Below are 23838 nucleotides of genomic sequence, written 5' to 3'. Positions count from 1 at the left end.
GGCACGACCGTCAGGTGGCGTCCGGTTCAGGTTCTGGCAGATTCGGGGCATCCGGCCGCAGGCGACCGGTGCAGGGCTGGGTGGGCAGGCGGGCAAGACCTGGATGTCCGCACGGCACCGGGGGAGCGGGCCAAGGCGCGGACGGGCGCCCGGGTCAAATTCGGTCGCGGGTGGTCTGGCGACGCTGCGCCTGGAAGAAGGCCTTGGCGTCGGCAATGTCCTTGTGGATGGCCGCCTGCAACGCGTCCAGCCCGTCATAGCGGGCTTCGTCTCGGAGTTTGTGCAGCAGTTCCACGCGAACGATTTTACCGTAGCCCCCTTCGGCGCCCAGTTCGGCGGGCCAATCGAAGCAGTGGACCTCGAGCAGCACGCGCCCGGCGTCCTCCACCGTGGGGCGCACGCCCAGGCTGGCCACCCCCTCCAGCGCCTCGGCCGCCAGCCCGTGGGTACGGACGACAAAGATGCCGCTGGTGGCCGGTCGCTGGTGGCCGAACCGGACGTTGAGCGTGCGGCAGTCCAGGCTGCGGCCGAGCTTCTGCCCGTGCACGACATGGCCGCTGACCGCGTAGGGCCGCCCCAGCAGGGTCGCCACCCGCGCCATGTCACCGGCCTGCAGCGACTCGCGCACCACGGACGACGACACGCGCAGGCCGTGGACCTCGTAGCTCATCATGCGGGCCACGTCGAAACCCCGCTGTTCGCCCGCGGCGTCGAGCAGGGCGTAGTCGCCCGCCCGCTTCGCGCCGAAGCGGAAGTCATCGCCCACCAGCACGTAGCGGGCACGCAGACCCTGCACCAGCACCTGGTCGATGAAGGCCTCGGGGCTCAGCGCCGCGAGCTTCTGGTCGAAGGGGAGGATGACCACCTGGTCAATGCCGCAGCGCTCGAGTTCTGAGAGCTTGTCGCGCAGCGTGGCGATGCGCGCGGGCGCGAGCTCGGGCTTGCCGGCCATCGCGGCGAAGTAGTCGCGCGGATGAGGCTCGAACGTCAGCACCGTGCTGGGCAGGCCGCGGTGCTGGGCCTCGCTGCGCAGCAGGGCGAGCATGGCCTGGTGCCCACGGTGCACGCCATCGAAGTTGCCGATGGTCAGCGCGCAGGCCGGCGCCAGGGCCGCATGGTGGAAACCGCGAAAGACTTGCATGGCTGCAGATTATCCCGCCTCGGGGCGCGCGCGTCAGGGCAGCACGAGGGCGACGTCGTCCAGCCAGCGCCACTGGCCGGGCGCCAGGTCGTCCGGCAGTGCGAGCCGCCCAATCTGGCTGCGGTGCAGGCCTTCGACGCGGTTGCCCACCGCGGCCACCATGCGTTTGACCTGGTGGTACTTGCCCTGCAACAGGGTCAGGCGCAGGTGCAGGGTGTCGGCATCGGGGGCCGCGCCCTCGGGCAGCACGCGCTCGGCGGCATGGGCCGCCACCGGGGCCGGGTCGTCGTCCAGCACCACGCCCTTGAGGAGCTTGTCGCACATGGCCTGGGTCACGGGGTGCTTGCACGTCACCTCGTACACCTTGGGCACGTGGTGTTTGGGCGAGGTCAGCTTGTGCAGCAGCGGGCCGTCGTCGGTCATGAGCAGCAGGCCAGTGGTGTCCTGATCGAGCCGACCCACGGGCTGCAGGCCGCGTCGGCGCAGGGGCACGGGCAACAGGTTGTGCACGCCCGGCCAGGCGCCGGGCTTGAGCGAGCATTCGTAGCCCGCGGGCTTGTGCAGCATCACCAGGGCCCGCACGTGCGTGAGCCAGGGCTGCCCTTCCACGGTCAGCGCCAGCCCGTCCTCCGGGAAAACAGCATCCGGGTCGTCCACCACCTGGTCGCCCACGGTCACCAGCCCGTGGAGCACCAGTCCGTCGCACTCGCGACGGGCGCCGAAACCCTGATCGAACAGGATCTGGGACAGGGTGTTGTGGCCGGCAGGAAGGCGTAGGCGGCGGGACATGGCAGGGGTATCGTAGGGCGTACAGCGGGCCCACATGATGCCAGGGGCGTCTGGCGCACCGCGGCCGCTTTTGTCCGATGAAACGTACGGGTCGCCGCAAGCCCGTCCGGGATTCCGAACCGCGCCATCCAGGCAGGTTAGAAAACCTTTTTGAAATCAAGGGGTTGCATCCAAGGCCCTGGCGGTGGAAAGCTGGCACGTGGTGTGCGATGAATCACGCCAGCGACAACCGGATCGGTCTGGCTGTCCTTTCTGTTCCTCCCTCCTGTTGACCCTGACGATCAAAGGACCTCTCATGAAGAACACGATCCTCCGCTCCGCGGTGCTCGGCCTGTGTCTGACCGCCGCCGTGCAGGCCGGTGCCCAGACTTCCCCCACGCTGCAGAAGATCGCCGAAACCGGCACGATCAGCCTGGGTCACCGCGAGTCGTCGATTCCGTTCTCGTACTACGACGACAAGCAGCAGGTGGTGGGCTACTCGCACGAGCTGATGCTCAAGGCCGTGGACGCCATCAAGGCCCAGCTGAAGAAGCCCAACCTGCAGATCAAGCTGGTGCCGGTGACGTCGCAGAACCGCATCCCGCTGGTGCTCAATGGCACGGTGGACCTGGAGTGCGGCTCGACCACCAACAACAAGGAACGCGCCAAGCAGGTCGACTTCTCGACCAACATCTTCGTGGTCGGCACCCGCCTGATGACCAAGAAGGACTCTGGCGTGAAGGACTTCCCCGATCTGAAGGGCAAGAACGTGGTGGTGACGGCCGGCACGACGTCGGAGCGCCTGCTGCGCCAGTACAACGAGGCCAACAAGGCCGAGATGCGCATCATTTCCGCCAAGGACCATGGCGAATCCTTCCTGACGCTGGAAACCGGCCGCGCCGTCGCCTTCATGATGGACGACGCGCTGCTGTACGGCGAAAAGGCCAAGGCCAAGAAGCCGGACGAGTGGGTCGTGGTCGGCAAGCCGATGTCGGAAGAAGCCTACGGCTGCATGATGCGCAAGGGCGATCCCGAATTCAAGAAGATCGTGGACACCGCCATCACCAAGGCCATGACCTCGGGTGAAGCGGCCAAGATGTACAACAAGTGGTTCCAGCAGCCCATCCCGCCCAAGGGGCTGAACCTGAACTGGCCGATGTCCGAGGACGTCATCGAGCTGTTCAAGGCCCCGAACGACCGCCCGTTCGAGTGACGCCGACAGCAGCCGGCAACGCGCCCGGCTGCTTCCCGCTTTCCGATCAGAAGAAGAACCACCCATCCCTGTGAGGGGCATGGGTCGGGCCGCTGCATGGCTGGCGGCCCCCGCTGAGTTGTCGACCTCGTTGTCCGTCCGTCCCTGTTCCACACCCCAATGGAGATGACATCATGAAGCGATCCCTGTCGCGCTGGCTGCTCGCCCTCGGCGGCGCAGTCACGCTGAGTTTCCTGCCCGCGCAGCACGCGCTGGCGCAGGCCACCAAAAAGGCTCAGGTTGTGATCCTGGCCACCGGCGGCACCATCGCCGGCGCCGGCGCATCGGCCGCCAACAGCGCCACCTACCAGGCCGCCAAGGTGCCTGTCGACAAGCTGCTGGCTTCGGTGCCCGAGCTGAGCAACGCCGCCGACGTGCGCGGCGAACAGGTTTTCCAGATTGCCTCGGAGAGTTTCACCAACGCTCACCTGCTGCAACTGGCCAAGCGCGTGTCTGCGCTGAGCAAGCAGAAGGACGTGGACGGCATCGTGATCACCCACGGCACCGACACCCTCGAAGAAACGGCCTTCTTCCTGAACCTCACGGTGCACACCACGAAGCCCATCGTCGTGGTGGGCTCGATGCGGCCCGGCACGGCCCTGTCGGCCGATGGCGCACTGAACCTGTACAACGCGGTGGCCACGGCGGCCTCGCCCACCGCCGCCGGCAAGGGCGTGCTGGTGACGATGAACGACGAGATCAACTCGGGCCGCGACGTGGCCAAGTCGGTCAACGTGCGTCCGGACGCTTTCAAGAGCGCCTGGGGTGACCTCGGCATGGTGGTGGAAGGCCAGACCTACTGGTTCCGCGCACCGGTCAAGCGCCACACGGTGAACTCGGAGTTCGACATCGACCAGATCGACAGCCTGCCGCAGGTCGAGATCGCCTACGGCTATGGCAACGCATCGCCCACAGCCTACCAGGCCTTCGCCGCGACCGGCGCCAAGGCCCTGATCCACGCGGGCACCGGCAACGGCTCGGTGTCGAAAGACGTCGTGCCCGCGCTGCGGGAGCTGCGTGCCAAGGGCGTGCACATCGTGCGCTCGTCGCGTGTGATGGGCGGTGGCTTCGTGCTGCGCAATGCCGAACAGCCCGACGACCAGTACGACTGGGTGGTCGCCCACGACCTGAACCCGCAGAAGGCCCGCATCCTCGCTTCCCTCGCCCTGACCAAGACGAACGACGCCAAGGTCATCCAACGCATCTTCATGGAGTATTGATATGCACACCAAGCTCGCTACCATCGCCCTGGCTGCCGCCGCAGCCGCCGCTCCACTCGCTGCCTCGGCGCAGTCGTCGGTGACCGTGTACGGTCTGCTCGACATGTACCTGCAATACGGCAAGGGCGACGGCACCCAGACCCAGATCCAGTCGGGCGGCCCGCAGGCTCGCGCCTGGGCTTCAAGGGCACCGAAGACCTGGGCAGTGGCCTGAAGGCCCTGTTCCAGCTGGAGATGGGCATCAATGCGGACACCGGTGCCTCGGGTCAGGGCGGCCTGGCCTTCGGTCGCCAGGCCTATGCCGGCCTGTCGTCCAACGAGCTCGGCACGCTGACGCTCGGCCGTCAATACACGCCGCAGTTCGTGACCGTGGACACCTATGACGCATTCGGCACCGGCACCGGCTCCGTGGCAGCCAGCGGCGTCGTTTCGGCCATCGCGCGCGCCAACAACGCCGTGGTCTACGCTTCGCCGACCCTGGGTGGCTTCACCTTCAACGGCATGGCCTCGCTGGGTGAGAGCAGCACCGCCGGCCAGAAGTCGTTCGGCAACCTGTACTCGGCCTCGGTGAACTACGCCGCAGGCCCGTTCAGCGCCGCCGTGGCCACGATGATGCAGAAGCGCAGCGCCACCACTGGCGAAGACGCCAAGTACGCGCTGGTGAGTTCGGCCTACGACTTCGGCACGCTGAAGCTCTACGGTCTGTACCAGATCGTCCGCAACCAGGGCACGGTGGAGGCCAACGACCGCCGCGAAGCCATGTTCGGTGTCAACGTGCCGGTGAGCGCACAGGGCACCGTGGCCGCCGCCCTGGGTGGCAGCCGCATCAGCGGTGTCGACGGCGGCAGCGCCTCGCAGTTCAGCCTGGGCTACCTGCACAATCTGAGCAAGCGCACCCGCGTGTACGCCATTGCATCGCGCATCAACAACAGCTCGGCAGCCACCTACACCACCGATTCGGCCACCGGCGCCGGCCCGGTCAACACCGTGGGCGGCCAGGACGTGAAGGCGCTGATGCTCGGCGTCCGCCACGCCTTCTGATCCGCGCCTGAACGGCGCGCAGCAACCCTCTGACCAGGAGCGACGATGAGCTATCAATGGAACTGGGCGGTGTTCACACAGCCCTCCGCCGTCGGTGACGGTGGCACGTACGGGGACTGGATGGTGGCCGGTCTGAAGATGACCGTCTCCGTCTCGTTGAGCGCGTGGATCATTGCGCTCGTCGTCGGCTGCCTGATGGGGGTGCTGCGCACGGTGCCATCCAAAGGATTGCAGCGGCTGGCCACGGGTTATGTGGAGTTGCTGCGCAACATCCCGCTGCTGGTGCAGCTGTTCATCTGGTATTTCATCATCCCGGAGCTGCTGCCCACCCGCTGGGGCGACGCGATCAAGCAACTCGCCCCGGAAACCCAGCAGTTTGGCGCCGCCGTGATCTGCCTGGGACTCTTCACCAGTGCCCGCGTGTGCGAACAGGTTCGCGCCGGCATCCAGAGCCTGCCCATCGGGCAGACCCGGGCTGCCCTGGCCTTGGGGCTGTCCTTGCCGCAGGCCTATCGCTTCGTGCTGCTGCCCATGGCCTTCCGCCTGGTCGTGCCGCCACTGACCTCGGAATTCCTCAACATTTTCAAGAACTCGGCCGTGTGCTCGACCATCGGCCTGCTGGAGCTGGCCGCGCAAGGCCGCCAGCTGGTCGACTACACCGCCCAGCCTTACGAGTCCTTCATCGCCGTGACGCTGATGTACCTGCTGATCAATGTGCTCGTGATGGCCCTGATGCACCTGCTCGAGCGCAAGGTGAAGGTGCCGGGCTACATGGGCAGCTGAACAGGAGAACGCCATGGCTTACGAATTCGACTGGAGCTCCATTCCCAACTCGCTGCCCTTCCTGGCGGAGGGCATGCTGGTCTCGCTGGAGATCACCCTGACCGCGCTGGTGGTCGGCATGGTGTGGGGCACCCTGCTGGCCGTCATGCGGCTGTCTTCGGTGGCCCCGCTGCGCTGGTTTGCGGCGGGCTACGTCAACCTGTTCCGCGCCGTGCCGCTCGTGATGGTGCTGCTGTGGTTCTTCCTGGTGATCCCGCAGCTGCTGACCACCTTCTTCAACCTGCAACCGGGCACGGACGTGCGCATGGCGTCGGCCCTGGTCGGCTTCGCCCTGTTCGAATCGGCGTACTACGCCGAGATCATCCGCGCGGGCATCCAGTCCGTGCCCAAGGGCCAGCTCGCGGCCGCCACGGCACTGGGGCTGAGCCACTTTCAGGCGATGCGGCTCGTCGTGCTGCCGCAGGCCCTGCGCAACATGGTGCCGCTGCTGCTGACCCAGGCCATCGTGCTGTTTCAGGACACCTCGCTCGTTTACGTGTCTGCCCTGGCCGATTTCTTCGGTGCCGCCTACAAGGTGGGTGACCGCGATGGCCGTCTGGTCGAGCTGCTGCTGTTCGCCGGCGCCGTGTACTTCGTCCTGTGCTTTGCCCTGTCCCGTCTGGTGCAGGTGCTGCAGAAACCCCGTGTCCAGCACTGACCCGCTCACCGCATCAGGAGCCTCTCATGATCCGCATTGAAAACGTCTCGAAGCACTACGGTGCGTTCCAGGTCCTGACCGATTGCTCCACCACGATCGACAAGGGCGAGGTGGTGGTGGTGTGCGGGCCGTCCGGCTCGGGCAAGTCGACGCTGATCAAGACCGTCAACGGCCTGGAGCCCATTCAGGGCGGCCGCATCTTCGTCGATGGCACGCAGGTCAATGATCCGAAGACCAATCTGTCGAAGCTGCGCAGCCGCGTCGGCATGGTGTTCCAGCACTTCGAGCTGTTCCCGCACCTGACCATCACCGAGAACCTGACCCTGGCGCAGATCCATGTGCTGGGCCGGGCCAAGGACGAGGCCAACACCAAGGGCTTGGCCCTGCTCGATCGCGTCGGCCTGAAGGCGCATGCGCACAAGCGACCCGGCCAGCTGTCGGGCGGCCAGCAGCAGCGCGTGGCGATTGCGCGCGCGCTGTGCATGGACCCGGTGGTGATGCTGTTCGACGAGCCCACTTCCGCACTCGACCCCGAGATGGTGGGCGAGGTGCTGGACGTGATGACCGAACTGGCCCAGGAAGGCATGACCATGATGTGCGTGACCCACGAGATGGGCTTTGCCCGCCGCGTGGCCGACCGCGTGATCTTCATGGATGCAGGGCGCATCGTCGAAGACCGCAGCAAGGCGGACTTCTTCGACCGGCCGCAGTCGGAACGCGCGCAGCAGTTCCTCGCGCGCATCCTGCACCACTGACCGCGATCGCCGGGCCCGGACGCTGCTCTCAGCAACCGGCCTCGGCGCCGGTGGGGGGGCGGAGCCATGCCTGTGCATCTTTCCAGATCCCCCCAACCACGCTGAGGAACCCGCGATGAAACACCCTGACACCGCTCTCCACGCTGGCGCCACCCCTGCCAGCCGCAGCACCCGCCTGCCGTCCTACCTGAACGGCGCGGAACCCGGCCCCTGGGCCATGTTTCTGGAGCAACTCGACCGCGTCGAGCCCCACCTGGGCGACCTGGCGCGCTGGACCGACACGCTGCGGCGTCCCAAGCGCACGCTGGTGGTGGACGTGCCGGTGCGCATGGACGACGGCCGCATCGAGCACTTCGAGGGCTTTCGGGTGCACCACAACCTGTCGCGTGGCCCGGGCAAGGGCGGCGTGCGCTTCCACCACGCGGTGAACCTGTCGGAAGTGATGGCGCTCGCGGGCTGGATGACCATCAAGAACGCCGCCGTCAACCTGCCCTATGGCGGCGCCAAAGGCGGCGTGCGGGTGGACCCGGCCCAACTGAGCCGCAGCGAGCTGGAGCGGCTGACCCGGCGCTACACCAGCGAACTGGGCGACCTGATCGGCCCTGATCGGGACATCCCCGCGCCCGATGTCGGTACCAACGACCAGGTGATGGCCTGGATGATGGACACCTTTGCCATCAACCACGGGACCACCCACACCGGCGTCGTCACCGGCAAGCCCATCAGCATGGGCGGCAGCCTGGGCCGGCGCGATGCCACGGGGCGCGGCTGCTTCGTCGTGGCGCGTGAAGCCATGAAACGCCTGCAACGTGAGATGAAGGACGCGCGGGTGGCCATCCAGGGCTTCGGCAATGTGGGCAATGCGTCCGCACGCGTGTTCCATGATGAAGGCGCCCGCATCGTCGCGATCCAGGACATCCACGGCACGCTGTTCAACGGAGCCGGCATCGACCCGCACGCGCTACTCCGTCACCTCACGGTGGACGGCGGTGCATGGACGGACTTCCCTCACGCCGAACTCATCCCCTCCGACCAGTTCTGGGCCGTGGATTGCGACGTGATGGTGCCCGCGGCGCTCGAAGGCCAGATCACCCGTGACAACGCCACACGGATCCGGGCCCGGCTCATCGTCGAAGGGGCCAACGGCCCCACAACACCCGAGGCCGAGGATATCCTTCATGATCAGGGCTGCACCGTGCTGCCCGACGTGCTGGCCAACGCCGGTGGGGTGACCGTGAGCTACTTCGAATGGGTTCAGAACGCGACCAGCTTCTTCTGGACGGAGCAGGACATCCATGCGCGCCTGGACCGCGTGCTGTCCGAAGCCTTCGACAGCATATGGCGCAGCGCCCAGGACAAGCAGGTCAACCTCCGCACGGCGACCTTCATCACCGCCTGCTCGCGGGTGCTCGAGGCCCGGGCGCTGCGCGGGCTCTATCCCTGATCCCTTCCCATGTCCCTGGCCCCGGCCACCTCGCCTGAAGACCCCGCGCCGTCACCGCCGTCCAGCAGGACGGCGATGGAGCGTTTTTCGCCGCACGAGGTCCTGTCACGTGGGCGGCGGCTGATGATCGGCGCGCTTGCGGTGCTCGTCATCCTGGGCGTGGGCGTGGCCAGCTTCCAGGCCTCATGGAACCAGGGGCTGGCCGGCGTGCGCACCAACGCCAACCACCGACTGGACCTGTTTGCCTCGGCGCTGGAAGGCATGCTCAACCGGCTGGAACACGTGCCAGCCACCATCCAGCTCAATCGCGACGTGGTGGCGTTGCTGCAGCCACGCAGCGGTCCGGCGCCGGCCGACGCCGTCAACAGCTTTCTGCGCAAGCTCAATGCGCAACTGGGCAGCATGGCGGTGTACGTGATCAACGAGCGGGGGTTCGTGGTCGCGGCCAGCAACGCCGGCGAGGCCCTGAGCTTTGTCGGCGAAGACCTGTCCTTCCGCCCCTATTTCATCGAGGCGCTGTCCGGGCAGGTGGGGCGCCACTTCGCCATCGGCCACACCAGCAAGCAGCCTGGCTATTACCTGGCCAACCCGATTCGGGATCAGGGACGTGTGATCGGTGTGGCGGTGATCAAGATCTCGCTGGCCCCCGTGGCCGAGGCCTGGTCGATGCTGGGCGTGCCCGCCTTCATCACAGACGACAACGAGGTCATCATCCTGTCGTCGCGCCCCGAGTGGCTCTATCAGAGCATCGGCGACCAGGGGCTGGACCGGGTGGTGGACTTCCAGATCCGGCAGCTCTACCTCAACAACCGCCCACGCCGATTTGCTGCCAGCGAGTCGCTGCAGGGCGCCAGCAGCCCGGATGCCGCTGACGGCGTGCTGGTACGGGGCCAGAGCCTGGGCCCCGGGCATGGCCGCACGGTGCTCGCCCAGGCCAAGTCGCTGCCCAAGATGCACTGGCATCTGTGGGTGTTCACCGATGTCGACCCGGTGCGCAGCCAGGCCTTCACGGTGAGCATGCTGTCCGCTGTCGCGGCCGGCTTCGTGGGCCTGCTGTGGCTGACCATTGCGCAGCGCCAACGTCTCGTGCGGCACAAGCTGGCGGCACGGCACATGCTGGAGCGGGCCAATGCCCAGCTCGAAGCCAAGGTGGCCCGGCGCACCAGCGCCCTGGCCCAGACCAACGAGCGCCTGCGCCGCGAGGTGGCCGAACGCATCCAGACCGAGCAGAACCTGCGTGAAGCCCAGGACGAGCTGGTGCAGGCGGCCAAGCTGGCAGTGGTGGGCCAGATGTCGGCCGGCATCACACACGAGCTGGCGCAACCCATTGGCGCCATCCGCACGCTGTCCGGCAACTCGGCCGAGTTCCTCAAGCGCGGGGACCTGCCCACGGTCGACAGCAACCTCTCGCTGATCAACCGGCTGGCCGATCAGATGGGCGACATCATCCAATCACTGAAAGGCTTTGCCCGGAAGGCCCCGGCCACACCGGTGGCCACCGACGTGGCTCAGGCTGTCAACAACGCCTTGCTGCTGTTCATGGCGCGCATCAAGAAGGATGGGGTGGAGCTGGTCAACCGGTGCGAAGAAGGCCAGGCCCTGGTGTGGTGCGATCCCAATCGGCTGGAGCAGGTGGTCGTCAACCTGATCGGCAATGCCCTGGATGCCGTGCGCGACACCGACGTCAAGCGGGTCGAGCTGCACACCGAGCGGGGCGACGACCAGCGTGTCCGCCTCGTGGTCAGCGACAGCGGAGGCGGCATCCCGGCCGACCTGCTGCCGCGGCTGTTCGAGCCCTTCTTCACGACGAAGCCCCGCGGCGTGGGCCCGGCCTGGGGCTGCACATCTCCCGTGACATCATTCGCTCCTTCCGGGGCGAGCTGCTGGCGGAGAATCGGGCCGAAGGCGGTGCCCGGTTCATCGTGTCTCTGCCTGAACAGACCGAAGGCGGCACGCCGAGCCTGCCCACGGCCTGGGTGGCCGGCCTGCCCTCGCTGCTCCCCGCCGAACCCGCCACCGGCCCCACCGACCCGTTGCCCCCATCATGAGCCTTCCCGAGACTGCGATCGAGCCCCCTCTTTCCGTGCTGATCGTCGAAGACGACCCGCACGTGCGGCTGGGCTGCGTCCAGGCCATGCAACTGGCCAACTTCGCCGTCGAGGGCGTGGGGTCGGCCGAAGAAGCGTTGCCGCGCATCACCTCCGGCACGGTCGGCGTGGTGGTCACCGACATGCGGCTGCCCAAGGCAGACGGCCTGTCGCTGGTGCGCTTCTGCCACCAGCACGACGCCCAGCTGCCGGTGGTCATGATCACCGGCCATGGCGACATCGACCTGGCCGTGGAAGCCATGCGCAGCGGCGCATACGACTTCATCACCAAACCCTTCCCGTCGGAGCACCTGGTGGACGTGGTGCGGCGGGCGTTCGAGAAGCGGCTGCTCACGCGCGAGGTGCAGACCCTGCGCCAGCAGCTGGCCCACAGCAGCGGCATCGAGGGCAAGCTGATCGGGCAATCGCCGGCCATGGCGGCCGTGCGCAAACTGATTCTGGATGTGGCGGACTCGCCGGTGGACGTGCTGGTGCACGGCGAAACCGGCACCGGCAAGGAGCTGGTGGCCCAGGCGCTGCACGAGTACTCGCACCGCCGCGAAGCGCCCTACGTCGCCCTGAACTGCGGCGGCATGCCGGACAACCTGCTCGACAGCGAGCTGTTCGGCCACGAGGCCGGCGCTTTCACCGGCGCGCAGAAGCGGCGCATCGGCAAGATCGAGCACGCGCACGGCGGCACGCTCTTTCTGGACGAGCTCGAGACCATGCCGATGAGCATGCAGATCAAGCTGCTGCGGGTGCTGCAGGAACGCAAGCTCGAACGTCTGGGCTCCAACCACGCCATCGATGTCGACTGCCGGGTCGTGGCGGCCACCAAGGACGACCTGCTGGAGCGCGGCCGTCAGGGCACCTTCCGGACCGATCTGTATTACCGCCTCAATGTGGTCACCATCCAGTTGCCCCCGTTGCGCGAGCGCCGCGAGGACATCCCCATGCTGATGGCCCATTTCACGCTGCTGGCGGCCCAGCGCTTCAATCGGGCCCAACCCGAGTTGAGCGCCGCCCAACTTTCCCGGCTGATGGCGCACGATTGGCCCGGCAACGTGCGCGAACTCCGCAACGCGGCAGACTGCCTGGTGCTCGGGGTGCGCAACGCCGTGCTGGATGCAGGCCAGAGCATGCCCGCCGGCGACACCGGCGGCCTGTCGCTGGCCGAGGCGGTCGATCGTTTCGAGCGCGATCTGATCGCCACCGAATTGCAGCGCCAGGGCGGCAACGTCGCGCGCTGCGCCGAGGCGCTGAAGGTGGCCAAGACCACGCTGCACGACAAGATCAAGCGCCACGGGCTCTGAGCCCCTTCCGCAGAGGCCTTACGGCTCAGAACCGGCGCGTCAGCGTCATCGTCTCGTTCTCGCGCTTCATCTGGAAGCGGGTCAGGAAGGTGTTGCCCAGGAGGATGTGGGGCATGGGCAAAGGCAGCACGGCGGCATCGACGTTGTGCACCTCGACATCCTGAATGCGCACGGCCGTCAGGGTGATGCGGTGCCCGGTGACCATGCCGTTGGCGGTGTTGGCGTAGATGCGCGCGCCCTGCTCGTAGGCCAGGCCCAGGCGCCGGGCTTCGTCGGCGCTCATGGCAATCGACGTGGCGCCAGTGTCCACCATGAACTGCGTGGAGCGCCCGTTGATCTGGCCCAGCGTGATGAAGTGCCCGCCGGGACCAGCCGTCAGCACGATCTGCGTGCCGCCGGCGCTGCCGCCGCGCCCACCGATGCTGACGGGCGCACCGCCCAGCATCACCGTCTGGCGCTGCCCCGCGACCTCGACCACCGTGCGGTCCGGCCCCACCGAGAGGACCTTGACGCCCTGGTGGGCGTCACCCGCAGCCAGGGCCTTGGGCGCCCCGCCATTGACGACCAACAGCGCCTTGCTGCCCATTCCGCCCGTCATCGCGACGCTCTGTGCCCGAGCCGGTCCAGCCAGCCCGCACAGCAGCAGCGCGGCCAACGCCACGCCCCGGGTGCATGGTGTGCGCACCCGGTCAGTCCCGGAAGTTGTCGAACGAGAACGGGTAGTCCAGCTCCTTGCGGATCAGGGCCATGGCCGCCTGCAGGTCGTCACGCTTGTTGCCCTGCACCCGGACTTCATCGCCCTGGATGCTGGCATTGACCTTCATCTTGCTGTCTTTGAGGACCTTGACGATCTTCTTGGCCAGCTCGGACTCGATGCCGGCCTTGACCGTCACCACCTGCTTGACCTTGTCGCCACCGATCTTCTCGACCTTGCCGACCTCGAGGAAGCGGATGTCGACCTTCTGCTTGGTGAGCTTGTTGTAAAGCACGTCACGCACCTGGTCGACCTGGAAGTCGCTGTCGGCGTAGATGACGACTTCCTTCTCCTTTTTCTTGAACTCGACGGCGGCGCTGGTGCCCTTGAAGTCGAAGCGGGTGCCGATTTCCTTCTGGCTCGTGTCGACCGCGTTGGCGACGGCTTCCAGGTTGGGATCAAGCTTGGTGTCAAAACTGGGCATGGGAATCTCTCCGTTGTCTGCGAAAATTCTGCCATGCCCGCTTCAACCGCCGCAGCCGCCTTCGCCGAAACACCACCGCCGCTCGACATCGAGCGCGGTGCCAGCCTGCGCGCGCACAACACCTTCGGCCTGCCCTGTGTGGCCCAGACGCTGGTGCGCCTGCACAGTGAAGCCGATGTCCGACGGGTGGTGAACGACCCGGAACTGGGCCCGGCACCCAAGTTCGTCCTGGGTGGCGGCAGCAACCTGGTGCTCACGCGCGATGTGGATCTGTGCGTGCTGAAGATGGAGATCCGGGGCCGCCGGGTGCTGGAAACCCGCGACGACGCGGTGATTGTGGAAGTGGGCGCCGGCGAGTCCTGGCATGACACCGTGCAGTGGTGCCTGGACCACGACCTGCCGGGTCTGGAGAACATGGCGCTGATTCCGGGCACGGTCGGGGCCGCCCCGGTGCAGAACATCGGGGCCTACGGCATCGAGTTGAAAGACCGCTTTGAATCGCTGGATGCGGTCGATCTGGTGACCGGCCGCACCGTGACGCTGACGGCCGAACAGTGCCGGTTCGGCTACCGGGATTCGGTGTTCAAGCGGCATCTGGCCAACAAGAGCGTGATCACGCGCGTGCGGCTGCGCCTGCCGCGGCCGTGGGTGCCGGTGCTGGGCTATCTGGAGCTGGAGCGCAAGATCGCCGAAACGGGCAACACCCATCCCAGCGCGCGCGACATCTTCGACTGGATCTGCGAGGTGCGCCGCGCCAAGCTGCCGGACCCCGCCGTGATCGGCAACGCCGGCAGCTTCTTCAAGAACCCGGTGGTGACGCCGGAGCAGTGCCGCGACATCATCGGCCGCGACCCGGAGATCGTGCACTACCCGCTGGAAGACGGCAGCTTCAAGCTGGCCGCCGGCTGGATGATCGACGCCTGTGGGTGGAAGGGCAAGTCCATCGGCCGTGCGGGCGTGTACGAACGCCAGGCGCTGGTGCTGGTCAACCGTGGCGGTGCCAGCGGGGCCGAGGTTGTGACGCTGGCGCGCGCCATTCAGGAAAGCGTGTACGGCCGGTTCGGCATCCGGCTGGAGCCCGAACCGGTGGTGCTCTGAGCCGGCACGCTCAGCACCATTCGCCCGGCCTCATTCCGAGGCGCAGCAGGGCAGCTCAATCGTCGCCCGCAGCCCGCCTTCTGCGCGGTTCGCCAGGGCCAGCCGGCCGCCTTGGCGCACGGTGAGTTCACGCGCAATGTAGAGCCCCAGGCCGACGCCCCCGGTGTCGCGGCTGCGCGAGCCATCCAGACGGAAGAAGGGCTTGAAGACGGCGTCGAGGTCGCCCGCCGGGATCCCGGGGCCATCGTCATCGACCGACACCCGCAGACAGCCGACGTCGTGCCACACCCCGACGCGGGCGCAGCCCCCGTGGCGCACGGCGTTGTCGATCAGGTTGTCCAGCACGCGTCGGAGCGCAACCGGCTGAGCCCGGACCACCGCAGGCGCGCGCGGCAGCCCGCCTGCTTCGGGCAGACCGGTTGCGGGCTGCAGGGACACCGGTTGCCCGTCCTCCGCCCGGTCGTCGACCAGCGCCGCCACCAGCGACGGCACATCGAGGGCCTGCCACGGCTCCTGACGGCGCTCCTCGTTCAGGGCGTCCAGCACGCCGTCGATCAGGGCATTGATGTCATGGACATCGGCCACGCAACGCTCCGCCACCGGGTCCGGCCGCAGCCGCTCGAGGCGCATGCGCAGGCGCGTCAGGGGCGTGCGCAGATCGTGCGAGATCGACGCCATCAGCAGGCTCCGCTCCTCGAACCGATCGCCAAGTTGCCGCGCCATGTGGTTGAAGACCTGGGCCGCCTGCCTCACCTCGATGGGCCCCGTGCGCACGTCGAGCTCCGGCAAACCCACCTTGCGACCCACGGCATCGGACAGCGCCAGCGAGGCCTGCGTCAGGCGGCGCACCGGACGGGTCAGCCAGCGGGCGCCCAGCCAGGCCGCCGCGGCCATCACCAGCACACGCACCAGGTAGTCCAGCCACAGGTTGGGAGGCGCCATGCGCGGCCCGGGCACGGATGCCGCGAAAGAGGCTGCCGGCGCCGCGCCAGGGGCGGCCAGGGGATGAGGAGGCGGCGTCCAGCCCGGCACGGGTGGCATCCCCGGCACGAGGACCGCGCCACCCCACCCTGGCTGCGGTCCACGAGAGCCCAGGTGGGCCATCGAGAAGCCGAGCACGTGGCTGAGTACCAGGGTGCCCCACAACAGCAGGAACAACCTCCGGGTCAGCGTGTCCGTCCACAGTGCCTGGCGCAGGCGACGCAGCCCGCTCACGCCGACACCCGCGCCGCAAACAGGTAGCCTTCACCCCGCATGGTGCGGATCAGGCCATCACCCAGGCCGCTGTCCCGCAGCTTGTGCCGCAGCCGCGACACCGTCAGGTCGATGCTGCGGTCGCTGACCCCGGTGCCCGGCACCTGAGACAGGTCCAGCAACTCCTCGCGCGACAGGACCCGTTCCGGGTTGTCGACCAAGGCCGACAGCAGGCGGTACTCCGCGCTGGACAGCTGCACGACCACGTCCTCCGGCGAGATGAGCTGACGCTTGAGGCGATCGAAGGACCAGCCCATGAACCTCGCCACCGAGGCGCCGCCCTCTTCCAGGCCCGCCCGGGCGCCGCTCGACCGGCGCAGGACGGCGTGGATGCGGGCCACCAACTCGCGCGGCTCGAAGGGCTTGCCCAGGTAGTCATCGGCCCCCATTTCAAGGCCGATGACCCGGCTGATGGGGTCGCCCTGCGCGGTGAGCATGATGACGGGCACCGGCAGCCGGCTCAGCACCTCACGGCACAGGTCCAGCCCATGGCCATCGGGCAGCATCAGGTCCAGCAGGATCACGTCGAAGCGCCGGGCACGCAAGGCGCTCTGCATGGCCTGCGCCGTGGGAGCTGGCGTCACCGCCATGCCATAACCCTGGAGATAGGAACACACGAGGTCGCGGATCTCGACGTCGTCTTCGACAAGCAGGCACTGAATCACGAACAAGGCGGCGGCTGAACCCAGAAGGCCACGAGGGTATCAAGCGGCACCCGCCGTGTGAACGCCGGCACACGAATTTCACAGGACTTCACCGCCCTGCATCAACGCTGACATGTTTCGACACAGAGACAAAAACAAAGGGGGCGCCGCGGCGCCCCCTGTTCAACGCGATGGGCCTGCACGGGCTTGCCCGGCATGCCCCCGCCCATCAGCCGAAGTGGCAGATGTAGTGGTAGGGCTCGCCTTCCACCTTGATCTCGAACGAGGAGTTGCCCGGCACATTGAAGCTTTCGCCTGCGCCGTAGGTCTTCCATTCGTCCGAACCGGCCAGCTTGATGGTGGCCTTGCCAGCGACGGTCTCCATGATTTCCGGCGCGCCGGTGTTGAAGGTCAGCGCGGCGGGCAGGATGACGCCAACCGACTTGCGGGTGCCGTCGGCCAGGGTGACGGTGTGCGAAACGCACTTGCCGTCGAAGTACACATTGGCTTGCGTGGCAACGCTGCCGGCGAGGGTCGTGGTGGTCATGCAGGTGTCCAGTTCAGGTTAGGTGATCAGGCGGTCTTCTTCGCAGCAACCTTCTTGGCGGCGGCCTTCTTGGCTGCAGGCTTGGCCGCGGTCTTGCGTGCCGGCTTGGCAGCGGCATCGCGCTTGGCCTTCACATTGGCGCCGATGCGCAGGCGCAGGGCGTTGAGCTTGATGAAGCCAGCGGCATCGGCCTGGTTGTAGGCGCCGCCGTCGTCGTCGAAGGTCGAGATCTGCGGGTCGAACAGGCTGTCGGTGGCCGACTCACGGCCCACGCACATGATGGTGCCCTTGTACAGCTTGAGCTTGACCGTGCCATTGACGGTTTCCTGGCTCTTGTCGATCAGGCCCTGCAGCAGTTCGCGCTCGGGGCTGAACCAGTAGCCGTTGTAGACCAGACGGGCATAGCGCGGCATCAGGTCGTCCTTCAGCGCCAGCACTTCACGGTCCAGCGTGATGGATTCGATGGCGCGGTGGCCCGACAGCAGGATGGTGCCGCCCGGGGTTTCGTAGCAGCCGCGGCTCTTCATGCCCACGTAGCGGTTCTCGACCTTGTCGAGGCGGCCGATGCCGTGCTTGCCGCCCAGCTCGTTCAGCTTGGTCAGCACCTGGGCCGGCGTCATCTTCACACCGTTGATGGCGACCACGTCACCCTTGGCATAGGTCAGCTCGATCACTTCGGCCTTGTTGGGGGCCTTCTCGGGCGACACGGTCAGGCGCCACATGTTGGCTTCGGGCTCGAAGTTCGGGTCTTCGAGCACGCCGCCTTCGTAGCTGATGTGCAGCAGGTTGGCGTCCATCGAGTACGGGGCGCCGCCCTTGCGCTTCTTGAAGTCGACGGGGATGCCGTGCTTGTCGGCGTAGGCCAGCAGCTTCTCGCGGCTCAGCAGGTCCCACTCACGCCACGGCGCGATCACCTTCACGCCCGGCAGCAGTGCGTAGGCACCCAGCTCGAAGCGGACCTGGTCGTTGCCCTTGCCGGTGGCGCCGTGCGAGATGGCGTCGGCCTTGGACTTCTTGGCGATCTCGACCAGGCGCTTGGCGATCAGCGGGCGGGCGATCGAGGTGCCCAGCAGGTATTCACCTTCGTACAGCGCGTTGGCGCGGAACATCGGGAACACGAAGTCGCGCACGAACTCTTCGCGCAGGTCTTCGATGTGGATGTTCTCGGGCTTGATGCCCATCTTCAGGGCCTTGGCGCGTGCGGGCTCGATCTCTTCACCCTGGCCGATGTCGGCCGTGAAGGTCACGACTTCGCAGTTGTACTCGTCCTGCAGCCACTTGAGGATGATCGAGGTGTCCAGACCGCCGGAGTAGGCCAGCACAACCTTCTTGATGCCCTGCTTGCCCTTGCTGGTGGCAGGCGCGGCGGCAACGGGAGCGGGCGCAGCCTGGGTCTGGGCTGCCTTGGGGGCAGCCTTCGGAGCGGCCTTCGGGGCTTTCACGGTCTTGGACATGGTGAGATGTTGCTGAGCTGACAAAAGCCCCGATTTTAGTGTCCGCGCGTGCCCCTGCGCGGAGGGGCTCGGCCCAAGGCGCAAGACACCCTCTTTTCACGCATCTTTACCGCGGCCTCGAGGCCCGCCCGTCGGCCGGAAGGCGGGCGTCTGCGTTGATCACGCAAGCGGGTGACAGCCCGGCCTTTCTGAGGAGTTCTGCATGATGTCCCGTACGCCGATGCTGCGTTCGATTCTGCCCCTGATGGGGCTCGCACTGGCCTGCGGCACGGCGGGGGCCGGCCCGGCCGTGGGCACCGTGCTCGGCACACCGGCGTCCACCACCACCACGGTCCAGGCGCGCGTGATATCGGCCACCCCAGTGGTGGCCCAGGTCGCCTCGCCTCGACAGGTCTGCTACGACACCCAGCAGCCCGTGCAGGAACAGGGTTCGGGCGCGGGCGCCCTGATGGGTGCGATCGCAGGGGGCGCGATGGGCAACGCCGTGGGCAAGGGCGCCGGCAACGCACTCGCCACCGGCATCGGCATCATCGGTGGCGCCATCCTGGGCGACAAGGTCGAGACGCAGGGCCGTACCGCCGTGCAGACCGTGCGTCGCTGCGAACAGCAGACGGCCTATGACAACCGCGTGGTGGCCTACGACGTGGTCTATGAGTACAACGGCCAGCAGTTCAGCACGCAGATGGCCCAGGAACCCGGCCCCACCCTTCCCCTGCAGATCACGCTGTCGCCGGGCGGTGTCGCGCCCATGTCGCCGCCCTCCATGAGCATGAACGGCGGTGCCGTGACCTTCATCGAAGCCCCTCCGCCGCCGGTGCGCTATGCACCACCTATGGTCGTGTACCCGGCGCCCTGGGGCTGGGGCCCACCCCGGCACCACGGCGGCCCATACCACCGCTGGTGAGCCAGGCCAGCCGGCTCGAACAGACGCTCCCCGTCATCAGTCGAAGAGACAGGCTTGCCCGCCGGCTGCTGGCTCCGGGGACGGCGGCCTGAAAGCCGTGGCATCCAGCAGCGGCGGCGCCCCCGCCGCGCCGTGACGGACCGCCGCCTTGTGAACGCGCTGGCGGATCAGATCCGCCCACAGGCCCTTGCCTTTCATGCGGCGCCCGAAGTCGGCTTCATAGTCCCGGCCGCCATGCAACTCGCGGATGCGGGCCATGATGCGCTCGGCCTTGTCCGGCACGTGGTCGGCCAGCCAGCCCTGAAACAGCGGGTTCACCTCCCACGGCAGACGCACCACCGTGTAATGGATGCTGCGGGCGCCGGCACGGGCTGCGGCCTCGATGATCTGCTCGATCTCGGGCTCGTTGAGGAAGGGAATGATCGGGGCCACGTTGACCCCGACGGGCACACCCGCTGAGGCCAGCCGGCGCACGGTTTCCAGGCGTCGCCACGGTGCGGCCGCACGCGGCTCCAACCGGCCCGACAAGGCGGGGTCCAGGGAGGTGACGCTGACCATCACATAGACCTGATTGCGGGCCGCAGCGCGCACGAGCAGATCCAGGTCCCGCTCGACGCCACTGGATTTGGTGACGATGGTGTAGGGATGGCAACAGCCGTCCAGCACCTCCAGCACCTGCCGCGTGAGGCGCCATTCGCGCTCCACCGGCTGGTAGGCGTCGGTGGCCGAGCCGATCTGGATGGGGCTGGGCCGGTAGCCCGGCCGGGCGAGTTCGCGGCGCAAGGCCTCTGCCGCGTTCGCCTTGGCGGTGAGCTGGGTTTCGAAGTCCAGCCCGGGCGAGAGGTTCAGGTAGCTGTGCGTGGGGCGGGCATAGCAATAGATGCAGCCGTGCTCACAGCCCCGATATGGGTTGATGGCCCAGGTGAAGGGGATGTCTGGCGAGTCGTTGCGGGACAGGATGGTGCGGCATGGCTCGGGACGGCAGGTGGTGTGGGGTGACACGGGCGGTGCATCGAAGGATTCGTCGGCCACCATCGCGCTGCCGGAATGTTCGCGCGCCGCCCCGGCTTTCTCTCGGGCCGGCGGCATTTGAACCGGCTCCCAGCCCGCCAGATCGCGCTCCCGTGTGCGTGCCTCGAAGCGATGCGCCAGCCGCGTCGCCGTGCCGCGACCTTTGATGGGCGCGGCCGCACGCCGGTCGTCCGGGGTGGCGTCGGGCAAGGGATCGGGTTTGCGCATACTGTATTTTTATACAGTATCCCCGGCTGTGCAAACCACCCCGCCAGGCCCGGGGACAGTGCCCCCAGCCCAGCTCAAGGCACGCTCAAGACCAGCTCACACTCGCTGAAAACACGTAGCCTGCGCCGTACACCGTCTTGATGATGCGCGGGTCCATCGGATCGACCTCGATCTTGCGACGCAAGCGCGAAATCCGCACATCGATGCTGCGGTCCATCGGCGACAGGCCGCGGTGGCCCACCAGTTGTTCCCGGCTGAGGATCTGGTGGGGCCGCTCGAGGAACGCCCGCAACACCTGCACCTCGGCCACGCCCAGCACATGCTCCGTCCCGTCTTCCGCGCGCAGGATGTTGGCCGCACAGTCCAGGGTCCAGCCCGCAAACGACGCGAGGCGCTTGGGCGCTCCCACGGCCGAGCCCGCATGCGGCGCGCGCCGGCGCAGGATGCTGCGCACACGGGCGACCAGTTCGCGGGGCTCGAACGGCTTGGTGACGTAATCGTCGCCGCCCAGCTCCAGCCCCATCACCCGGTCCACGGTGTGCCCGCGGCCGGTCAGGATCAGCACCCCCGCATGGGACTGCAGGGCGATCTGCCGCACCAGCTCGATGCCATCCATGTCCGGCAGGCCCAGGTCGACAATGCACAGATCGGGCCGCGTGGTCTGCAGGCGCCGGAGCACGGCAGATCCCGTGCCGAAGGCCTCGGCGTTGAACCCGAACTCGGTCAGCACATTGGTCAGCAGCCGGGCGATCGCCAGGTCGTCGTCGACGATGTAGATGAGTGCCGGGCTCTGGGCCTCTCCGGCTTCTGCGCTGCTTACGCCATGCTCGCTCATGTGGTGAGCTCCTCGATGGCGGCGGCCAGCTCCGCCGTGGTGAAGGGCTTGGCCAGCAGGGGCAGATCGGTCAGGGTGTCGATGCCGGGGGCGTAGCCGCTCATCAGCAGCACCTGCCGCGCCTGCCCCCGATCGCGCGCCTGACGCGCCAGCATGCGACCGTCGATGTCACCCGGCATCATGATGTCGGACAGCAGCAGGGTGATGCCGTCCATCTGCGCCAAGATGTCCTGGGCCTCCTGGCCATTGGCGGCCTCGATCACGGCGAAGCCCAGGTCGAGCAGGCTGCGCCGCACGACCTTGCGCACGTCGCCGTCGTCCTCGACCAGCAAGGCCACCCCACGGCGCGCGCCGTCGGGCACATGTCCCGGCTCGTCGAGCGCGGGCAGTTCGGCGGGCGTTTCGGCTGCGGGCAGCCACAGGCTCACCGTGGTGCCCCGCCCCGGTGCGCTGCGCACATCGACCGCCCCGCCGGACTGGCGCACGAAGCCGTACACCATGGCCATGCCCAGCCCCGTGCCGCTGCCCGGTCGCTTGGTGGTGAAGAAGGGTTCGAACACGCGCGCCAGCGTCGCTGCGTCCATGCCCACACCCTGGTCTTGCACGTCCACACAGACGTGGGGGCCAGGTTGCAGCTGCAGCGCCTGCGCCCGCGCGCCATCGAGCACCGCGCTGCGTACCCGCACATCGATGCGGCCGCTGCCCGGCGTGGCATCGCGTGCATTGAGAATCAGGTTGACCAGGGCGTTCTCCAGCTTGGTCGCATCCACCCAGGTCCAGACGGCGTCGTCCCCCGCATGGGCCTGCAGCGTCAGGCAGGCAGGCAGCGCGGGGCGCACCAGGCGCACAACGGACGACACCAGCGCCCCGACATCCACCGCGCCCGCCTGCAGCGGCTGCTGGCGGGCAAAGGTCATCAGACCCCGTATCAGTTCGGCGCCCCGGCGGGCCGCGGCCACGGCCGGCTGGGTGAACTCGCTCACCGCCTGATCCTGCGGGCGCGCATCCGCCAGCGCGGCCAGGTTGCCGATGATGACCGTGAGGATGTTGTTGAAGTCGTGCGCCAGCCCCCCTGCAAGCTGGCCCATGGCCTCCATCTTCTGGGCACGCACGATCAGGGCCTGCGACTGCTTCTGCTCGGTGACGTCGAAGGTCAGCTCGAAGCACCCCACCACCTCGCCATCGGCCGCCCGGTCGGGGATCAGCGTGGTGCGCACCGACAGGGTCGCGCCGCGCACGGTATGGAGTTCGTAGTCGAAGGTGACCGATTCACCGGCCAGCGCGCGCTTCACGTTGGGCTTGATGCCTTCGTAGACATCGGGCCCCAGGAAGGCCCGCGCGCTCACCAGCTCGGGACGCTTGGGGTCCAGACCGAACCAGTCCTGATAGCCGCGGTTGATGTACTCGTAGCCGCGGTCGCGCCGGAAGTAGGCAACCAGCGCGGGAATCGAGTCGGTCACCAGCCGCATCTGCTGCTCGCTGCGCCGCAGGGACGCGGTGATCGCCTCGTTGGCGTCCAGCGCTTCCTGCAGGCGCTCGTTGCTGGCCTGCAGCTCGGCGGTGCGGGCCCGTACGCGCGATTCCAGTTCGAGATTGGCCTGCCGCAAGGCCTGCTCGGTGCGGCGCTGCTCGGTCACGTCCGAATACAGCGTGACGAAGCCATGTCCCGGCAAGGGCTGGCCGGTGATGCGCAGGATGCGGCCGTCGGGCCGGGTGCGCTCGATGTCATGGGGCAGGAACTTCAAGGCGAGTTCCACACGGCGGCGCACGGCCTCGTCCTCGGGTTCATCGCCGTACTCGCCCCGGCGGGCGTTGTAGCGGATGAAGTCTTCGAAGGGGGCGCCGATGCGCGTCATCTCGGACGGAAAGGCCAGCAACTCCAGGAACGCGCGGTTCCAGGCGACCAGGTGCAACGAGGCATCGAACACCGTCAGGCCCTGATCGAGCAGATCCAGACCCGCCTGCAAGGTCTGCTGCCGCCAGCTGCCGCCGTCAGGCGGGGGCGAAGGGGGATGGGCCGTCACGCATGTCTCCGTCGATGGCAGGCCTCGAACGGGCCTGTGAGTCGCCTGATTCTAGGCAGGCGCACGGCAGAAAGGGGGTGACCGGGGGTGACGCAAAGATTCGTCACATTTGATGGGAGGTCGTGAAAAAGTCCTTGGCCATCATCGCCGCCGACAACGC

General features: G+C 67.6%; 24 protein-coding genes and 2 pseudogenes. 14 read left to right on the top strand and 12 right to left on the bottom strand.

Features of this window, described 5'->3' with window-relative positions:
- Window positions 1-154: 154 nt before the first annotated feature.
- Both QZ709_RS07090 and QZ709_RS07085 read right to left on the bottom strand, forming a co-directional pair.
- Complete coding sequence (locus tag QZ709_RS07090; protein WP_294636566.1) at window positions 155-1141, bottom strand: bifunctional riboflavin kinase/FAD synthetase; 987 nt, start codon at window positions 1139-1141, stop codon at window positions 155-157.
- Between the two features lie 33 nt (window positions 1142-1174).
- Window positions 1175-1930, bottom strand: a complete 756-nt coding sequence (locus QZ709_RS07085; RefSeq protein ID WP_294636565.1) for a 16S rRNA pseudouridine(516) synthase — start codon at window positions 1928-1930, stop codon at window positions 1175-1177.
- A 295-nt stretch (window positions 1931-2225) separates the two neighbouring features.
- Between QZ709_RS07085 and QZ709_RS07080 the strand changes: the two genes are divergently transcribed.
- The 9 genes and pseudogenes from QZ709_RS07080 to QZ709_RS21295 all read left to right on the top strand — a co-directional run.
- Window positions 2226-3122, top strand: coding sequence for a glutamate/aspartate ABC transporter substrate-binding protein (locus QZ709_RS07080; protein ID WP_294636564.1), 897 nt, complete (start codon window positions 2226-2228; stop codon window positions 3120-3122).
- A 173-nt stretch (window positions 3123-3295) separates the two neighbouring features.
- Window positions 3296-4381, top strand: coding sequence for an asparaginase (locus tag QZ709_RS07075; RefSeq protein WP_294636563.1), 1086 nt, complete (start codon window positions 3296-3298; stop codon window positions 4379-4381).
- A 1-nt stretch (window position 4382) separates the two neighbouring features.
- Complete coding sequence (locus QZ709_RS07070) at window positions 4383-4595, top strand: porin (protein ID WP_294636562.1); 213 nt, start codon at window positions 4383-4385, stop codon at window positions 4593-4595.
- Window positions 4496-5422, top strand: a complete 927-nt coding sequence (locus QZ709_RS07065) for a porin (RefSeq protein WP_366937153.1) — start codon at window positions 4496-4498, stop codon at window positions 5420-5422. The genes QZ709_RS07070 and QZ709_RS07065 overlap by 100 nt, the downstream gene beginning before the upstream one ends.
- Before the next feature lie 45 nt (window positions 5423-5467).
- Window positions 5468-6205, top strand: coding sequence for an amino acid ABC transporter permease (locus tag QZ709_RS07060; protein WP_294636561.1), 738 nt, complete (start codon window positions 5468-5470; stop codon window positions 6203-6205).
- A 13-nt stretch (window positions 6206-6218) separates the two neighbouring features.
- A complete protein-coding gene (gltK, locus tag QZ709_RS07055; protein WP_294636560.1) occupies window positions 6219-6902 on the top strand; it encodes a glutamate/aspartate ABC transporter permease GltK in 684 nt (227 codons plus the stop codon).
- 26 nt (window positions 6903-6928) lie between these two features.
- Window positions 6929-7657, top strand: coding sequence for an amino acid ABC transporter ATP-binding protein (locus QZ709_RS07050; protein WP_294636559.1), 729 nt, complete (start codon window positions 6929-6931; stop codon window positions 7655-7657).
- Window positions 7658-7772: 115 nt separating this feature from the next.
- The gene (locus tag QZ709_RS07045) at window positions 7773-9101 is read left to right on the top strand and encodes a Glu/Leu/Phe/Val dehydrogenase (protein WP_294636558.1); all 1329 of its coding nucleotides are present in this window, start codon (window positions 7773-7775) and stop codon (window positions 9099-9101) included.
- Between the two features lie 9 nt (window positions 9102-9110).
- Window positions 9111-9800: pseudogene (locus QZ709_RS21295) on the top strand (cache domain-containing protein); the annotation flags it as partial.
- 753 nt (window positions 9801-10553) lie between these two features.
- Here the strand turns inward: QZ709_RS21295 and QZ709_RS07035 are convergent.
- On the bottom strand, window positions 10554-10805 hold the full coding sequence (locus QZ709_RS07035; RefSeq protein WP_294636555.1) for a hypothetical protein: 252 nt from the start codon (window positions 10803-10805) through the stop codon (window positions 10554-10556).
- On the opposite strand from QZ709_RS07035, the pseudogene QZ709_RS07030 reads away from it, so the two are divergent.
- The 3 genes and pseudogenes from QZ709_RS07030 to QZ709_RS07020 form a co-directional block, all read left to right on the top strand.
- Window positions 10770-10865 (top strand): annotated as a pseudogene (locus QZ709_RS07030) (hypothetical protein); the annotation flags it as partial. The gene QZ709_RS07035 and the pseudogene QZ709_RS07030 sit on opposite strands and share 36 nt — an antisense overlap.
- Before the next feature lie 158 nt (window positions 10866-11023).
- Window positions 11024-11149: a hypothetical protein gene (locus tag QZ709_RS07025; protein ID WP_294636554.1), complete on the top strand. Its 126-nt coding sequence runs from the start codon at window positions 11024-11026 to the stop codon at window positions 11147-11149.
- A 17-nt stretch (window positions 11150-11166) separates the two neighbouring features.
- Window positions 11167-12501: a sigma-54 dependent transcriptional regulator gene (locus tag QZ709_RS07020; RefSeq protein WP_294636633.1), complete on the top strand. Its 1335-nt coding sequence runs from the start codon at window positions 11167-11169 to the stop codon at window positions 12499-12501.
- A gap of 25 nt (window positions 12502-12526) precedes the next feature.
- On the opposite strand, the gene QZ709_RS07015 is transcribed toward QZ709_RS07020, so the two are convergent.
- Together QZ709_RS07015 and QZ709_RS07010 are read right to left on the bottom strand one after the other, a co-directional pair.
- Window positions 12527-13099 (bottom strand): retropepsin-like aspartic protease, encoded by a 573-nt coding sequence (locus QZ709_RS07015; protein WP_294636632.1) that lies wholly within the window; start codon window positions 13097-13099, stop codon window positions 12527-12529.
- A 91-nt stretch (window positions 13100-13190) separates the two neighbouring features.
- Window positions 13191-13679: a YajQ family cyclic di-GMP-binding protein gene (locus QZ709_RS07010; RefSeq protein WP_294636553.1), complete on the bottom strand. Its 489-nt coding sequence runs from the start codon at window positions 13677-13679 to the stop codon at window positions 13191-13193.
- A gap of 33 nt (window positions 13680-13712) precedes the next feature.
- Here QZ709_RS07010 and murB point away from each other — a divergent pair, with 33 nt between their 5' ends.
- The gene (gene murB, locus QZ709_RS07005; RefSeq protein WP_294636552.1) at window positions 13713-14777 is read left to right on the top strand and encodes a UDP-N-acetylmuramate dehydrogenase; all 1065 of its coding nucleotides are present in this window, start codon (window positions 13713-13715) and stop codon (window positions 14775-14777) included.
- A gap of 30 nt (window positions 14778-14807) precedes the next feature.
- Here murB and QZ709_RS07000 read toward each other — a convergent pair whose 3' ends face one another.
- The 4 genes from QZ709_RS07000 to QZ709_RS06985 form a co-directional block, all read right to left on the bottom strand.
- Window positions 14808-15992 (bottom strand): ATP-binding protein, encoded by a 1185-nt coding sequence (locus tag QZ709_RS07000; RefSeq protein WP_294636551.1) that lies wholly within the window; start codon window positions 15990-15992, stop codon window positions 14808-14810.
- On the bottom strand, window positions 15989-16696 hold the full coding sequence (locus tag QZ709_RS06995) for a response regulator transcription factor (RefSeq protein WP_294636631.1): 708 nt from the start codon (window positions 16694-16696) through the stop codon (window positions 15989-15991). Before QZ709_RS06995 ends, QZ709_RS07000 begins: the two co-directional genes overlap by 4 nt.
- 208 nt (window positions 16697-16904) lie before the next feature.
- Window positions 16905-17222: a pyrimidine/purine nucleoside phosphorylase gene (locus tag QZ709_RS06990; RefSeq protein WP_294636550.1), complete on the bottom strand. Its 318-nt coding sequence runs from the start codon at window positions 17220-17222 to the stop codon at window positions 16905-16907.
- 26 nt (window positions 17223-17248) lie between these two features.
- Window positions 17249-18676 carry an argininosuccinate synthase gene (locus QZ709_RS06985; protein WP_294636549.1) on the bottom strand — a complete coding sequence of 476 codons (1428 nt, stop codon included), beginning with the start codon at window positions 18674-18676 and terminating at the stop codon, window positions 17249-17251.
- 202 nt (window positions 18677-18878) lie between these two features.
- Between QZ709_RS06985 and QZ709_RS06980 the strand changes: the two genes are divergently transcribed.
- Window positions 18879-19580, top strand: a complete 702-nt coding sequence (locus tag QZ709_RS06980) for a hypothetical protein (protein ID WP_294636548.1) — start codon at window positions 18879-18881, stop codon at window positions 19578-19580.
- 36 nt (window positions 19581-19616) lie between these two features.
- Here QZ709_RS06980 and QZ709_RS06975 read toward each other — a convergent pair whose 3' ends face one another.
- The 3 genes from QZ709_RS06975 to QZ709_RS06965 form a co-directional block, all read right to left on the bottom strand.
- Complete coding sequence (locus QZ709_RS06975) at window positions 19617-20819, bottom strand: PA0069 family radical SAM protein (RefSeq protein WP_294636547.1); 1203 nt, start codon at window positions 20817-20819, stop codon at window positions 19617-19619.
- 85 nt (window positions 20820-20904) lie between these two features.
- Entirely contained in the window at window positions 20905-21654 is a 750-nt protein-coding gene (locus tag QZ709_RS06970; protein WP_294636546.1) for a response regulator transcription factor, read from the bottom strand.
- Entirely contained in the window at window positions 21651-23678 is a 2028-nt protein-coding gene (locus QZ709_RS06965; RefSeq protein ID WP_294636545.1) for a PAS-domain containing protein, read from the bottom strand. The genes QZ709_RS06970 and QZ709_RS06965 overlap by 4 nt, the downstream gene beginning before the upstream one ends.
- Between the last annotated feature and the right edge of the window lie 160 nt (window positions 23679-23838).

Source organism: uncultured Aquabacterium sp., assembly GCF_913773725.1.
Lineage (GTDB): Bacteria > Pseudomonadota > Gammaproteobacteria > Burkholderiales > Burkholderiaceae_C > Aquabacterium.
Note: the sequence above shows the minus strand (reverse complement) of the source record. Positions and strands in the feature narration are given on the sequence as shown.

Excerpts from the sequence above, each read along its gene's own strand:
- QZ709_RS06985 (WP_294636549.1), bottom strand. The coding sequence starts at position 18,676 with ATGTCCAAGACCGTGAAAGCCCCGAAGGCCGCTCCGAAGGCTGCCCCC.
- QZ709_RS07090 (WP_294636566.1), bottom strand. The coding sequence starts at position 1,141 with ATGCAAGTCTTTCGCGGTTTCCACCATGCGGCCCTGGCGCCGGCCTGC.
- QZ709_RS07045 (WP_294636558.1), top strand. The coding sequence starts at position 7,773 with ATGAAACACCCTGACACCGCTCTCCACGCTGGCGCCACCCCTGCCAGC.
- QZ709_RS07070 (WP_294636562.1), top strand. The coding sequence starts at position 4,383 with ATGCACACCAAGCTCGCTACCATCGCCCTGGCTGCCGCCGCAGCCGCC.
- QZ709_RS07075 (WP_294636563.1), top strand. The coding sequence starts at position 3,296 with ATGAAGCGATCCCTGTCGCGCTGGCTGCTCGCCCTCGGCGGCGCAGTC.
- QZ709_RS07060 (WP_294636561.1), top strand. The coding sequence starts at position 5,468 with ATGAGCTATCAATGGAACTGGGCGGTGTTCACACAGCCCTCCGCCGTC.
- QZ709_RS07050 (WP_294636559.1), top strand. The coding sequence starts at position 6,929 with ATGATCCGCATTGAAAACGTCTCGAAGCACTACGGTGCGTTCCAGGTC.
- QZ709_RS07085 (WP_294636565.1), bottom strand. The coding sequence starts at position 1,930 with ATGTCCCGCCGCCTACGCCTTCCTGCCGGCCACAACACCCTGTCCCAG.
- QZ709_RS07010 (WP_294636553.1), bottom strand. The coding sequence starts at position 13,679 with ATGCCCAGTTTTGACACCAAGCTTGATCCCAACCTGGAAGCCGTCGCC.
- gltK (WP_294636560.1), top strand. The coding sequence starts at position 6,219 with ATGGCTTACGAATTCGACTGGAGCTCCATTCCCAACTCGCTGCCCTTC.
- QZ709_RS06970 (WP_294636546.1), bottom strand. The coding sequence starts at position 21,654 with ATGAGCGAGCATGGCGTAAGCAGCGCAGAAGCCGGAGAGGCCCAGAGC.
- QZ709_RS06990 (WP_294636550.1), bottom strand. The coding sequence starts at position 17,222 with ATGACCACCACGACCCTCGCCGGCAGCGTTGCCACGCAAGCCAATGTG.
- QZ709_RS07015 (WP_294636632.1), bottom strand. The coding sequence starts at position 13,099 with ATGACGGGCGGAATGGGCAGCAAGGCGCTGTTGGTCGTCAATGGCGGG.
- QZ709_RS07080 (WP_294636564.1), top strand. The coding sequence starts at position 2,226 with ATGAAGAACACGATCCTCCGCTCCGCGGTGCTCGGCCTGTGTCTGACC.
- murB (WP_294636552.1), top strand. The coding sequence starts at position 13,713 with ATGCCCGCTTCAACCGCCGCAGCCGCCTTCGCCGAAACACCACCGCCG.
- QZ709_RS06980 (WP_294636548.1), top strand. The coding sequence starts at position 18,879 with ATGATGTCCCGTACGCCGATGCTGCGTTCGATTCTGCCCCTGATGGGG.
- QZ709_RS06975 (WP_294636547.1), bottom strand. The coding sequence starts at position 20,819 with ATGCGCAAACCCGATCCCTTGCCCGACGCCACCCCGGACGACCGGCGT.